We start from the raw sequence: 14,259 nt of genomic DNA on the forward strand, positions 1-14,259 counted from the left end.
GTAGAACGTCGCCTGGTAACCAAAAACATCAGCAATTAGGCTGATGTTTTTTTTGTTATCTAAAAATGCTCAAATGATCAAACGAGATTGATCAAAATAATAATTTTTTTAATAAAAGTAAAAAGGAAAAAAAGCTTCTTAAAAGAATTGTATAACATATATATATATATACTGATAAAGAAAAATCGCCAATTGGCGAGCCTTTAGGTAATGACAGAGAGGATATAGCACTTATATTTAATATCCAATATTGAAAAATACGTCAATTTTTCTTCTAGGCTACCAATTTATACAATTCTTAATGTATAAAAAAGATTAAGAGCTGTATCGTTTGGAAAAAATGGTAAAGAGATAATAGTTGAAATTTTTCATGAAAGGAATATAATAATAGTCAAAGATAGTCAAAGTCAGTAAAGGTGGTAAATAGATGAAGAATATATCAGATATTATTGAACAATATCTAATGCACTACTTTGACATATCCGATAAAGATTATGTCGAGATAAAAAGAAGTGAAATAGCGAATAAATTTGATTGTGTACCTTCTCAAATAAATTATGTAATAAATACTAGATTCACATTAGAAAGAGGATATGTAGTAGAAAGTAAACGCGGCGGCGGCGGGTATATTCGAATTATTAAAGTACAATTTCATGATAAAGCGAGCGTGATAGATCAAATATTAAGTAGCTTTACTAATAATATTGCACAGTCTAGCTCAGAGGACTATATTCGTCTACTACTTGAAAAAAATGTAATTACTGGGCGAGAAGCAAAAATGATGTTAAGTGTATTAGATCGTTCAGTAATAATGGTTAATTTACCTTATAGAGACGAGTTAAGAGCAAGAATGTTCAAGGCAATGCTAAGAAGCTTAAAGTATAAATAGAATATGGAGGTTGCCCATAATGATTTGTCAAGAATGTCAAGAACGTCCGGCAACATTACACTATTCTAAAATTATTAATGGTGAGAAAACAGATATTCACTTATGTGAGAAATGCGCAAATGAATCGAACAATAAACATATTTTTTCTGAAATAGGTGGTTATTCTGTAAATGATTTGTTAGCTGGATTGTTTAAAGGTAATACTGGTATTTATGAAATGAAGAAAAATAAATTTCATCAAGATTCCCAAATTGAATGTCCTAGATGTAAGATGACTTTTCAAAAGTTTACTAAAATTGGACGGTTAGGTTGTTCTACTTGTTATGAAACATTTATGGATCAGATGAAACCAATTGTTAAAAGAATTCATAGCGGTAATGTATCGCATACAGGGAAAATCCCTCAAAAGATTAATGGGGCAATCTCCTTGAAAAGGAAGTTACAAGACTTGAAATCTCAAATGAAAAATTTTATTGATAACGAAGATTTTGAGCAAGCAATTAAGATTCGGGATGAAATTCGTGAAATTGAAAAAGATTTACAAGCCCTTCAAAAGGAGGTGGAGTAAGTTACATGTCTATTAATCGAATTATTAATGAGGCCATCAGTCCATGGATGAAACAAGAAGGCCCAGATGATGATATCGTTTTAAGTAGTCGTATTAGGTTAGCTAGAAATTTCAGTGCATATTTGTATCCAACTTTACTTAGTCAAGACAAGGCTAAAGAAATTTGTCATTTAGTTAAACATTATTTTGAAGGTAGTACAGCTTTACCAAACGGACCTTTTGAATATATTGAAATTAATAAGTTAGAACCAGTAGAAAAAAGAGTATTAATTGAAAAACACTTAATAAGTCCTAATTTAGTTCAAGAGTCGGTACATGGAGCATGTATACTATCTCAGGATGAACAAATTAGCATTATGATCAATGAAGAAGATCATTTAAGAATTCAAGCTCTATTTCCAGGTTTACAACTTAGAGAGGCACTTACTCAAGCGAATCATATTGATAATTATATAGAGAGTCAGCTTGAATATGCTTTTGATGAAACAATTGGTTATTTAACTAGTTGTCCTACTAACGTTGGTACCGGATTAAGGGCCTCAGTGATGATGCATCTACCAGCACTAGTCATCACGAAACAATTTAACCGTTTAATCCCTACTATTAATCAACTTGGTTTAGTAGTAAGAGGAATTTATGGTGAAGGTAGCGAAGCATTAGGTAATATCTTTCAGATTTCGAATCAAATAACATTAGGGAAATCGGAAGAAGAAATAATAGAAGATTTAACGACAATTGTTCAACAACTGATTAAACACGAGAAATCAGCAAGAGATGCACTTGCAAGAACTTCTTTAATTCTTTTAGAAGATCGAGTCTTTCGTTCTTTAGGTACATTGAAATACGGAAGAATAATAGAAACAAAGGAAAGTGCTAAGTGTTTATCGGATGTACAATTAGGGATTGATCTAGGTTTAATTGATGGGTTATCTAAAAACTTTTTACATGAATTAATGATATTAACCCAACCAGGTATCTTACAAAAGTATGTCGGTGATCAGCTTACTCCCGAAGAAAGGGATATTAAAAGAGCTTCACTAATACGCGAAAGACTATCTAACAAAAATAACTAATTATATGGGAGGAACCAATTATGATGTTTGGTCGATTTACAGAACGTGCTCAAAAAGTATTAGCTCTTTCTCAAGAAGAGGCAATCCGAATTGGACACTCAAATATAGGTACAGAACATATTTTACTAGGACTTGTTCGAGAGGGAGAAGGGATTGCTGCTAAGGCATTACTTGCACTTGGATTAAGCCCAGAGAAAGTACAACAAGAAGTGGAAACATTAATAGGACGTGGCCAAGGAGTTGCTCAAACTGTACACTACACTCCTAGAGCTAAAAAAGTGATTGAATTATCAATGGATGAGGCTCGTAAATTAGGTCATTCATATGTAGGAACAGAGCATATCCTTTTAGGATTAATTCGAGAAGGAGAAGGCGTAGCAGCAAGAGTATTAAATAATCTTGGTGTTAGCTTAAATAAAGCTCGTCAACAAGTTCTTCAATTATTAGGCAGTAATGAAAGCTCGTCTAATCATCAAAATGGATCTGCTAATCAAGCAAACACACCGACATTAGACAGCTTAGCTCGTGATTTAACAGTATCAGCTAGAGAGGGTCGCTTAGATCCTGTAATCGGGCGTGGTAAAGAAATTCAGCGAGTAATTGAAGTGTTAAGCCGACGCACTAAGAATAATCCAGTATTAATTGGTGAGCCTGGTGTTGGTAAAACAGCTATTGCAGAAGGTTTAGCTCAACAAATTGTAAATAATGAAGTACCAGAAATTTTAAGAGATAAACGAGTTATGACACTTGATATGGGTACTGTCGTAGCTGGAACTAAGTACCGTGGTGAATTTGAAGATCGTCTGAAAAAAGTAATGGACGAAATTCGTCAAGCTGGTAATATTATTCTTTTCATTGATGAACTTCATACATTAATTGGTGCAGGTGGAGCGGAAGGTGCAATTGATGCATCTAACATCTTAAAGCCATCATTAGCACGTGGTGAACTACAATGCATCGGTGCAACAACAATTGATGAATACCGTAAATATATCGAAAAAGATGCTGCGTTAGAGCGTCGTTTCCAACCAATTCAAGTTGATCAGCCGAGTGTAGAGGAGTCAATTCAAATTCTTCAAGGCTTACGTGACCGTTATGAGGCACATCATAGAGTATCAATTTCTGATCAGTCAATTATTGAAGCTGTAAAACTATCTGATCGATACATTACAGACCGTTTCTTACCGGATAAAGCAATTGATGTTATTGATGAGGCTGGTTCTAAAGTACGACTACGTAGCTTTACAACACCGCCAAATTTAAAAGAATTAGAATTAAAATTAGAGGAAGTTCGTAAAGAGAAAGATGCAGCTGTTCAAAGTCAAGAATTTGAAAAAGCAGCATCATTAAGAGATTCAGAACAAAGATTACGTGAACAATTAGAAGATACGAAACGTCAATGGAAAGAGAAACAAGGTAAAGAAAATTCCGAAGTAACTGTAGAGGATATAGCGAATGTTGTATCATCTTGGACGAATATTCCAGTTACAAAACTTGCTCAAACAGAGGCAGATAAACTGTTAAATATGGAAAGCGTTCTTCATAAACGAGTAATTGGTCAAGAAGAAGCAGTAGTAGCAGTTTCTAAAGCTGTAAGACGTGCAAGAGCTGGATTAAAAGATCCAAAACGCCCAATTGGTTCATTTATTTTCTTAGGTCCTACAGGGGTAGGTAAAACAGAGTTGGCTAGAGCATTAGCTGAAACAATTTTCGGCGATGAAGATGCGATGATTCGTATTGATATGTCAGAGTATATGGAAAAACACGCAACATCTCGTTTAGTAGGAGCACCTCCAGGATATGTAGGTTATGATGAAGGTGGTCAATTAACTGAGAAAGTTAGACGTAAACCTTACTCAGTAATTCTATTAGATGAAATTGAGAAAGCTCACCCAGACGTATTTAATATCCTACTTCAAGTATTAGAAGACGGTCGATTAACCGATTCAAAAGGTCGCACAGTTGACTTTAGAAATACACTTGTTATTATGACATCAAACGTCGGAGCAAGTGCTTTAAAAACAAATAAATATGTTGGATTCAATATTAACGATGGAGAAAAAGATTACAAAGATATGAAAGGAAAAGTATTAGAGGAACTGAAAAAAGCATTCCGTCCTGAATTCCTAAACCGTATCGATGAAACAATCGTCTTCCATTCATTAGAGAAGAAACATATTAAAGAAATTGTTCACTTAATGGTTAATAGCTTAACGAAGCGTTTAAAAGAACAAGAAATTGAACTAGAATTATCAGATGCAGCAATTGATAAAATTTCAGATGAAGGATTCGATGCTGAATACGGAGCTCGTCCATTAAGAAGAGCAATTCAAAAACAAGTAGAGGATCGTTTATCCGAAGAATTATTAAAAGGTAATGTTGAAAAAGGCCGAAAAGTTATTCTTGATGTAAAGGATAATGAATATTTGATTAGATCAGCGGCTGAAACTGTAAATCAATAAGCAATTACAAAGTTCATACCTTTTATGAAGGATAATTGAACAAATTAATTGTAAAGTTATCTAATTTGTGAAAAAGGGCGTGAAGCCCTTTTTCTTATATCAAAAAAGCGTTAGGATAGACTTAGAATACATACTCTATTAATATAGAAAATCATAGTAACAAAAGAGGTACTATACATATGGCTAAAAAAAGTAAAACTAAATTCGTTTGTCAATCTTGTGGATATGAATCGGTTAAGTGGATTGGAAAGTGTCCTGCATGTAACGAGTGGAATACAATGGTTGAGTTTATAGAACAGCCTGCTAGTTCAAGAAGGCTAACATTTAATACAAATGCTACAGTAGAAGGAACGAAACCAATTTCAATCATGGAAGTTGAAATAGGCACTGAAACTCGTATCGAAACCTCATTTGATGAGTTTAATCGGGTTTTAGGTGGAGGTATCGTTTTAGGTTCATTAGTATTAATTGGTGGTGACCCGGGAATTGGTAAGTCGACAATGCTATTACAGGTTTCCTCACAATTGGCTAAAAAGGACCATAAAGTTTTATATGTTTCAGGTGAAGAATCTCAGAAGCAAATAAAATTAAGAGCAGAACGACTAGGTGTCGCTACACAAAACTTATATGTCTTATCCGAGACAGATTTGTCTCATATTGCTCGATATATGGATGAGATGGCTCCTGATTTTGTTGTAATTGATTCGATTCAAACAATCTATTTACAAGAAGTAACATCTGCTCCTGGTAGTGTATCACAAGTACGAGAGTGTACTTCAGAATTAATGAAATTCGCGAAAACTAAAGGGATCCCGATCTTTATAGTAGGACATGTAACAAAAGAAGGATCAATTGCAGGCCCACGTTTACTGGAACATATGGTAGATGCAGTATTATATTTTGAGGGTGAACGACATCATACATATCGAATATTAAGGGCAGTTAAAAATCGTTTTGGATCTACTAATGAAACTGGTATTTTTGAGATGAAAGAGTTAGGATTAGTGGAAGTACTGAATCCATCGGAAATATTTTTAGAAGAGAGACCTTTTGGAGTAGCAGGTTCAACTGTTGTTGCTTCTATGGAAGGTACTAGACCTGTATTAGTTGAACTACAAGCACTTGTCTCTCCAACGAGCTTTGGAAATGCAAGACGAATGGCAACTGGTATAGATCATAATAGAGTATCGTTAATTATGGCTGTATTAGAAAAGAGAATGGGCCTTTTATTACAAAATCAAGATGCTTATTTAAAGGTTGCCGGAGGACTGAAGTTAGATGAGCCAGCTGTAGACTTAGCTGTTGCGGTAAGTATAGCATCAAGCTTTCAAGATAAACCTACTAATCCAACAGATGTAGTAATTGGTGAGATCGGTTTAACAGGAGAAGTTCGCAGGGTATCTAGAATAGAGCAAAGAGTACAAGAAGCAGCTAAACTTGGATTTAAAAGAGCAATAATTCCATCAAAAAATATTGGAGGATGGAGTTTTCCCGAAGGAATGGAAATAATAGGTATTAATACAGTACATGAAGCATTAAAATACGTGTTAGGAGGGTAGAGATGGAGGATCAAAAACAAAAAGCTAAATCAATGTTGCCAGTTTTAGAAATGATCGCTCCAGGTACACCATTGCGTGATGGCATTGATAATGTACTTAGAGCACAGACTGGTGGACTAATTGTACTTGGCTTTAATGATGAAACAAAAGAAATGGTCGACGGTGGTTTTCATATTAATGACCCTTTCTCTCCAGCTAGCTTATATGAATTAGCAAAAATGGATGGAGCGCTCATTTTAAATGAAACAGGGTCAAAAATCCTGTTAGCAAATGCACAATTGATACCAGATCAATCAATCTTTACAAAAGAAACTGGTATGCGTCATCGAACTGCAGAACGAGTATCAAGACAGACTGGAAACTTAGTAATTGCTATTTCGCAAAGACGTAATGTTATTACCTTATATAAAGGTAATTTGCGCTATACACTGCGAGATATTGGTGTAATTTTAACAAAAGCTAATCAGGCGATTCAGACTCTTGAAAAATATAAAATTGTATGGAATCAAGGAATTACCTCACTTAGTATTTTAGAATTTGAAGAGCTAGTGACATTATTTGAAGTTGTAAATGTTTTACATAGTGTTGAAATGGTTCTTCGAATTAAAAATGAAATTAATAATTATGTAATTGAGCTTGGTGATGAAGGAAGACTGATTGAATTACAGTTAATTGAGATCATTTCGGACCTTGAGGAGGAGGCATTACTTTTAATAAAGGATTATCATTATAGTAAGGAACAAGATCCTAAAAGTATTTTGCAAAAGCTCCAAGAACTGGCAAACGAAGAATTGTTAGAGGATCATGCCATTATTAAATTACTAGGTTATCCGAATAACACAAATCTTGAGGAAATGGTAGAGCCTAGAGGGTATCGTATGTTGATGAAAATTTCTAGACTGCCGCCGCTAGTGATTGAAAATTTAACACAGCGATTTAAGCACCTTAAAGGGATCTACAAAGCTACTCTTGCTGAGTTGGATGATGTTGATGGAATTGGTGAAATTCGTGCAAAAAAAATCAAAGAAGGATTAAAACGAATTCAGGAGCAACTGTATATCAATAGACATAACTAAGTTATTTCGTCTAAGATAGAGTTATTATTTATTTAAAGGAGGTGGCGAATTGATAAAGAGGATCGTTCAAGTTATTTATATTTTTGTCGGAAGTACTTTAGGTTTAGTACTTTTTCCACTATTAGATAAACTCTTAAAAACTGAGTTACCTAATATTTTGCATAATTCTTATGTGCAAGCTTTAAGTGGAGCAGTGATCTTTTTTATTTTATCGCTTTGGTTAGTTGATCCAACAGTAACGTTTATTAAGTATATTGAGGAGAAATTATTAAAGGCTCCTATTTCAATGATTTTGTTTGGTAGTTTAGGACTTGTTTTTGGACTTATTCTGGCATTTCTTATTTCATTGCCAATTGACTCAATTAGATTACAGTATGTTTCATCAATTATTCAAATAGTTGTTACGATTTTATTAGGATATTTAGGTTTTCAAGTTGGGATTAAAAAAAGAGAAGAATTATTGAGTTTATTTACTTTATCTTCTAAGGCCAAGAAAAAGGTTGCTGAAGAGCAAGATGCAGCATTCGATATTCCAGTTAAAATTTTAGACACTAGTGTAATCATTGATGGTCGTATTGCTGATATATGCCAAACTGGATTCATAGAAGGAACAATTGTGATTCCACAATTTGTATTAGCAGAGTTACAATATATAGCTGATTCCTCAGATACGTTAAAACGAAATAGAGGGCGAAGAGGATTAGATATTCTAAATAGAATCCAAAAAGAGCTAGCTATGAAAGTTGAAATCTACGAAGGTGATTTTGAAGATGTTCCTGAAGTAGATGCCAAATTAGTAAAGCTTACTAAATTAAAAAATGGTATTTTAGTGACAAATGACTTTAATTTAAATAAAGTAAGTGAACTTCAGCAAATTAAAGTTTGGAATATTAACGATCTAGCAAATGCAATTAAACCAGTAGTATTACCAGGGGAAGTATTAACTGCTTTTGTAGTAAAAGAAGGTAAAGAAAAATTACAAGGTGTTGCATATTTAGACGATGGTACAATGATCGTTGTAGAAGACGGTAAAGAATCAATTGGTAAACGAGTAGAGACAGTCGTTACGAGCGTACTACAAACTTCTGCTGGTCGCATGATTTTTGCAAAAGTAAAGTAAGTTAGAGGGGTATACGTAAAATGCAATATAAGGTCATCATTCCAGCAGCGGGTTCTGGCTCTCGAATGGGTGCAGGCTATAATAAATTATTTCTAAAAATAATTAGCTCGCCAATTATTGAATTAACCTTAAAAGTATTTGGCGAAGATCATCGCTGTAATGAGATTATCTTACCAATTAAAGAATCTGAAAAAGAGTTCTTTGAAACTTTAAATTTGCCAAGCTTTATTCAAAATAAAATAACCTATATAAAAGGTGGAGCAGAGAGGCAAGAAAGTGTTTATAATGGTTTAGTTTCAATTAAGGATACTGAAAGTTTTATTTTAGTACATGACGGGGCGAGACCTTTTGTAACAAATGCAGTGATTGAGCGGATTCTTGAAAAGATGAATGAACATGAGGCAGTCATCTGTGCAGTTCCGATGAAAGATACAATAAAGAAAGTTATTGATCAAGAAGTCGTTGAAACAATCGATCGTTCTACACTTTGGGGAGTACAAACTCCCCAAGCTTTTACATACAAATGCTTAATAGAAGCGCATCAAAAAGCAATTGAAAATGGTTATTTAGGAACTGATGATGCTAGCTTAGTTGAATGGAACGGAAGTAAAGTTTTTGTAGTAAATGGAGATTATAACAATATTAAAGTAACAACTAAAGAAGATTTGTTTTTTGCAGAAACAATCTATGAACAATATAGAGGTTAGAAGGTGTTTACATGTTTAGAATTGGACAAGGGTTTGATGTTCACGCTTTTGCAGAAAATCGCCCATTAATTATTGGTGGAATTGAGATCCCGTACGAGTTAGGTTTATTAGGTCATTCTGATGCCGATGTTCTTCTTCATACAATATCGGATGCATTGCTAGGGGCTATTGGTGAAGGAGATATAGGTAGACATTTCCCGGATACAGATCCAGCTTTTAAAGATGCTGATTCAGCAAAACTACTTCAACACGTATTTCATATTGTTAAGGATAAAGGCTATGAGGTAGTTAACGCAGATTGTACGATTATTGCTCAAGCGCCTAAAATGGCACCATATATCCAATTAATGAGAGAGCGAATTGCCGAACTGCTTGAAACGACATCTGATTGTATTAATGTTAAAGCAACAACAACTGAAAAATTAGGTTTTACAGGAAGAAAAGAAGGAATTGCATCCCAAGCGGTTGTATTGTTACAAAAGAAGGCTTAAACTAATAAAGTATATTAATTAATTAGTGGAGAGTGTCTATAAATGTCAAATAGAGTAAGAGTTCGTTATGCACCTAGTCCGACAGGTCATTTACATATTGGAAATGCACGTACAGCATTATACGTATATTTATTTGCTAAGCATTTTAACGGTGATATGGTATTACGTATTGAAGATACTGATATTGAACGTAATGTTGAAGGTGGCGAAGAAAGCCAAGCGAAATATTTACACTGGTTAGGTATTGATTGGGATGAAGGTCCAGATAAAGGTGGCGAGTACGGTCCTTATCGCCAGCTAGAAAGACTAGACTTATACAAACAATATGCTAATGAATTAATTGAGAATGGTCATGCATACAAGTGCTATTGTACAGAGGAAGAGCTTGCAGCGGAACGTGAAACACAATTAGCTGCTGGTCATCCAACTACACGTTATAGCGGAAAATGCCGTCATTTAACAGCTGAAGAAAGAGCTGTAAAAGAAGCAGCAGGTGCAGAGCACACTATTCGTTTTGCAGTACCAGCAAACGATACGTATGAGTGGGAAGATATCGTTCGTGGAAATATTAAATTTGAATCAAAAGATATCGGCGACTGGGTTCTTGTTAAAAAGAACGGAATCGCTACTTATAACTACGCTGTAGTAGTTGACGATGCATTAATGAAGATTAGTCACGTACTTCGCGGTGAAGAGCATATTTCTAATACACCTAAACAAATAATGGTATATCGTGCATTAAATTGGGATGCTCCAGGTTTTGGTCATATGGCAGTAATTGTGAACGAAAACCGTAAAAAGCTTTCAAAACGTGACGAATCTGTATTACAATTTATTGAACAATATCAAAATCTTGGTTACTTACCAGAAGCGTTATTTAACTTTATTGCTCTTCTTGGTTGGTCACCAGTTGGTGAAGAAGAGATTTTCAGCAAGGATGAATTTATTAAGATTTTTGATCCTAGCCGTTTAAGTTCTGCTCCTGCTATGTTTGATAAGCAAAAATTAACTTGGATTAACAACCGATATATTAAAGAGCAACCATTAGAAAAAGTGGTAGAAATTTCATTACCACATCTAATTAAAGCTGGTTTTGTAAATGAAGAACGCACTGCAGATGAAAATCTGTGGGTTACAAATCTAGTAGCTTTATATCAAGACCAAATGAGCTTTGGTGCTGAAATTGTAGAATTATCAAGCTTATTCTTCAAAGATGTATTAACATTCGGTGAAGAAGAGCAAGCTGTTATTTCTGAAGAGCAAGTGAAAGAAGTACTTTCAGCATTAGTTGAAGAACTTAATGCTTCTGAAGAATTTACAGTTGATTCAATTAAAGCTGCAATGAAATCAGTTCAAAAGTCAACTGGACAAAAAGGCAAAAAGTTATTTATGCCAATTCGTGTGGCAACAACTGGTCAATGTCATGGTCCTGAATTACCAGCAGCGATGACTTTATTAGGAAAAGAAAAAGTTATTGCTCGTTTACAACAAATAATTGGTTAACATTTTGATTAATTTGTAATATATATAAGTAATATTCATATAGGTAAAATGTTGATAGGGAAAAGTAAATGCTTACTCGTTACCCAGAGAGAATCACACTGGTGAAAGTGATTTTAACAGTAGTCATTGAAGTGCCCCCTTGAGTCCTTAGCCGAAAAATACGTTTTAGTAGGCTAAGGCGGTGGAAACCGTTACATTACATGAGTTGAGATAAATTTATTTTATCTAAACAGAGTGGAACCGCGCATTAAGCGTCTCTGTGTATTTTATGTACACTGGGACGCTTTTTATTTTTTATAGAGAAAAAAATCAAATTCTTAATAAATTCTTTAAGGGGAAATGAAGATGCTAAAGTACATGAAGGAAGATGTAGCGACGATATTTGAACGCGATCCAGCCGCTACTAGCTATTTAGAAGTTATTCTTACGTATGCTGGTTTACATGCATTATGGCTTTATCGATTTGCTCATTATTTCTATCGGAAAAAATGGCACTTTATTGCAAGGAGTATTTCACAGTTTGCTCGTTTTTTAACAGGAATCGAGATTCACCCAGGGGCGAAAATTGGTAGACGATTTTTTATCGATCATGGTGCAGGAGTTGTAATTGGAGAAACATGTGAAATAGGTGATGATGTTACGATTTATCAAGGAGTAACATTAGGTGGAACCGGTAAGGAAAAAGGTAAGCGACACCCGACCTTATTGAGTGGAGTATTAGTAGCTACGGGAGCAAAAGTTCTAGGATCAATCACAATCGGAGAAAATGCAAAAATCGGTGCAAATTCAGTTGTGCTAAAGGATGTTCCAAAGAATACTACGGTTGTTGGTATACCTGGGAAGATAGTTGTTCAAGATGGAATTAGAGTAAATAATCAATTTGATCACTGTGATCTACCTGACCCAGTAGCAGATCGATTACTACAACTAGAAGCGGAATTAGAAGAGCTAAGAAGTTTAATGAGAATATCTGAAAGGAAGTAACACTATGGCAATTCAAATTTATAATACCTTAACAAGAAATAAAGAAGATTTTAAGCCTATAGAAGAAGGCAAGGTCAAAATGTATGTATGTGGACCTACTGTATATAACTATATTCATATTGGTAATGCAAGACCTGCTATTGTTTTTGATACAGTAAGACGCTATTTTGAATATCGTGGATACGAAGTAAACTATGTTTCAAATTTCACTGATGTTGATGATAAGTTAATTAAAGCAGCAAATGAATTAGGTTCAGATGTCCCAACTATAGCAGATCGTTTTATTAATGCATATTTTGAAGATGTTCAAGAGCTAGGTTGCAAAACAGCAACGAATCATCCTCGTGTAATGGATAATATGGATATTATTATTGAGTTTATCGATGAGCTAGTAAAAAAAGGTTATGCATATGAATCTGAAGGTGATGTTTACTTCAAAACAAAGGAATTTGAAGGTTACGGTAAACTTTCACACCAATCAATTGAAGACCTTCGAATTGGTGAAAGAATTGAAGTTGGCGAAAAGAAAGAAGACCCACTAGATTTTGCTCTATGGAAAGCAGCAAAACCAGGCGAAATATTCTGGGAAAGTCCATGGGGGAAAGGTAGACCAGGATGGCATATTGAGTGCTCAGCAATGGCAAAGAAATACCTTGGTGACACAATTGATATTCATGCAGGCGGTCAAGACTTATCATTCCCACACCATGAGAATGAAATTGCTCAGTCAGAAGCTTTAAGCGGGAAAACTTTTTCAAATTATTGGATGCATAATGGATACATCAATATTGACAACGAAAAAATGTCTAAATCATTGGGTAACTTTGTATTAGTCCATGACATTATTAAAATTGTTGATCCTATGTTATTACGTTTCTTCATGTTATCAGTGCATTATCGTCATCCAATTAACTATAGCGATGAACTTTTACAAGAAGCTAGAAATGGTTTTGAACGTATTAAAACGGCTTACCAAAATAGTAAGCACCGTCTAGAAAGTAGTACTAACTTAACTGAAGATGACAATAAGTGGTTAAAAGAAATAGCAGATGAAAAAGCTGTCTTCACAAAAGTAATGGATGATGATTTTAATACAGCTAATGCGATTTCTGTTTTATATCAATTAGCTAAATTGGCAAATCAATATTTACTAGAGACACATACTTCTACGAATGTATTAAACCAATTAGTAGCAACTTTTGATGAATTATCAAATGTACTAGGCATTACACTAGTTAAAGAAGAAGCAATGTTAGATGATGAAATCGAAGCATTAATTCAAAAACGTACCGACGCACGTAAAAATCGTGATTTTGCATTAGCGGACCAAATTCGTGATCAATTAAAAGAAATGAATATAATCATTGAAGATACTCCGCAAGGTATTCGCTGGAAAAGAGGATAACTTCATGATTGAAAGTAACCAAAATGTTGATGCTAAACAACTAAACAGTTTAGCACTTGCTTATATAGGTGATGCTGTATTTGAAATTTATGTACGTCATCACCTCCTTGAAAAAGGAAAAGTGAGACCTAATCAACTTCACCGAGCAGCAACAAGATTTGTTTCTGCGAAAGGACAAGCTAAAGTAATTAGAGAAATGCTTTTTACTGAGATATTGTCAGATGAAGAAGTTGCGGTCGTTAAAAGGGGCCGTAATGCAAAGTCAGGAACTGTGCCAAAAAATACTGATGTACAAACATATCGGTACGCAACCGCAATGGAAGCGTTAATTGGATACCATTATTTATTAAAAAATGAAGATAGACTCAATACAATTGTACATTTTGCGATTCAATTTATTGAGAATGATAAAGGAGAATAAT

General features: G+C 34.4%; 13 protein-coding genes and 1 other annotated feature. All 13 genes read left to right on the top strand.

The window, feature by feature from the left end:
- Positions 1-427: 427 nt before the first annotated feature.
- Positions 428-889, top strand: coding sequence for a CtsR family transcriptional regulator (locus COE53_RS03900; RefSeq protein ID WP_069033588.1), 462 nt, complete (start codon positions 428-430; stop codon positions 887-889).
- Between the two features lie 19 nt (positions 890-908).
- A complete protein-coding gene (gene mcsA / locus COE53_RS03905) occupies positions 909-1,457 on the top strand; it encodes a protein-arginine kinase activator protein McsA (RefSeq protein ID WP_069033589.1) in 549 nt (182 codons plus the stop codon).
- Positions 1,458-1,462: 5 nt separating this feature from the next.
- Positions 1,463-2,530: a protein-arginine kinase McsB gene (gene mcsB / locus COE53_RS03910; RefSeq protein ID WP_098947486.1), complete on the top strand. Its 1,068-nt coding sequence runs from the start codon at positions 1,463-1,465 to the stop codon at positions 2,528-2,530.
- A 20-nt stretch (positions 2,531-2,550) separates the two neighbouring features.
- Positions 2,551-4,992: an ATP-dependent protease ATP-binding subunit ClpC gene (clpC, locus tag COE53_RS03915; RefSeq protein WP_069033591.1), complete on the top strand. Its 2,442-nt coding sequence runs from the start codon at positions 2,551-2,553 to the stop codon at positions 4,990-4,992.
- Positions 4,993-5,171: 179 nt separating this feature from the next.
- The gene (radA, locus tag COE53_RS03920; protein ID WP_069033592.1) at positions 5,172-6,551 is read left to right on the top strand and encodes a DNA repair protein RadA; all 1,380 of its coding nucleotides are present in this window, start codon (positions 5,172-5,174) and stop codon (positions 6,549-6,551) included.
- A 2-nt stretch (positions 6,552-6,553) separates the two neighbouring features.
- On the top strand, positions 6,554-7,627 hold the full coding sequence (gene disA, locus COE53_RS03925; protein ID WP_069033593.1) for a DNA integrity scanning diadenylate cyclase DisA: 1,074 nt from the start codon (positions 6,554-6,556) through the stop codon (positions 7,625-7,627).
- Positions 7,628-7,676: 49 nt separating this feature from the next.
- Entirely contained in the window at positions 7,677-8,747 is a 1,071-nt protein-coding gene (locus COE53_RS03930) for a PIN/TRAM domain-containing protein (RefSeq protein WP_069033594.1), read from the top strand.
- Positions 8,748-8,767: 20 nt separating this feature from the next.
- Complete coding sequence (ispD, locus tag COE53_RS03935) at positions 8,768-9,454, top strand: 2-C-methyl-D-erythritol 4-phosphate cytidylyltransferase (RefSeq protein ID WP_098947487.1); 687 nt, start codon at positions 8,768-8,770, stop codon at positions 9,452-9,454.
- 11 nt (positions 9,455-9,465) lie between these two features.
- Positions 9,466-9,945, top strand: a complete 480-nt coding sequence (gene ispF, locus COE53_RS03940) for a 2-C-methyl-D-erythritol 2,4-cyclodiphosphate synthase (RefSeq protein ID WP_069033596.1) — start codon at positions 9,466-9,468, stop codon at positions 9,943-9,945.
- 42 nt (positions 9,946-9,987) lie between these two features.
- A complete protein-coding gene (gene gltX, locus COE53_RS03945; protein WP_098947488.1) occupies positions 9,988-11,448 on the top strand; it encodes a glutamate--tRNA ligase in 1,461 nt (486 codons plus the stop codon).
- Positions 11,449-11,490: 42 nt separating this feature from the next.
- Positions 11,491-11,710: a binding site (T-box leader), on the top strand.
- An 83-nt stretch (positions 11,711-11,793) separates the two neighbouring features.
- The gene (gene cysE / locus COE53_RS03950; protein WP_069033598.1) at positions 11,794-12,432 is read left to right on the top strand and encodes a serine O-acetyltransferase; all 639 of its coding nucleotides are present in this window, start codon (positions 11,794-11,796) and stop codon (positions 12,430-12,432) included.
- A gap of 4 nt (positions 12,433-12,436) precedes the next feature.
- Entirely contained in the window at positions 12,437-13,837 is a 1,401-nt protein-coding gene (cysS, locus tag COE53_RS03955) for a cysteine--tRNA ligase (RefSeq protein ID WP_069033599.1), read from the top strand.
- 4 nt (positions 13,838-13,841) lie between these two features.
- Positions 13,842-14,258, top strand: a complete 417-nt coding sequence (locus COE53_RS03960) for a Mini-ribonuclease 3 (protein ID WP_098947489.1) — start codon at positions 13,842-13,844, stop codon at positions 14,256-14,258.
- The last annotated feature ends 1 nt before the right edge of the window (position 14,259 follow it).

Source organism: Bacillus sp. AFS029533, from assembly GCF_002585125.1.
GTDB classification, from domain to species: domain Bacteria; phylum Bacillota; class Bacilli; order Bacillales; family Bacillaceae_G; genus Gottfriedia; species Gottfriedia luciferensis_B.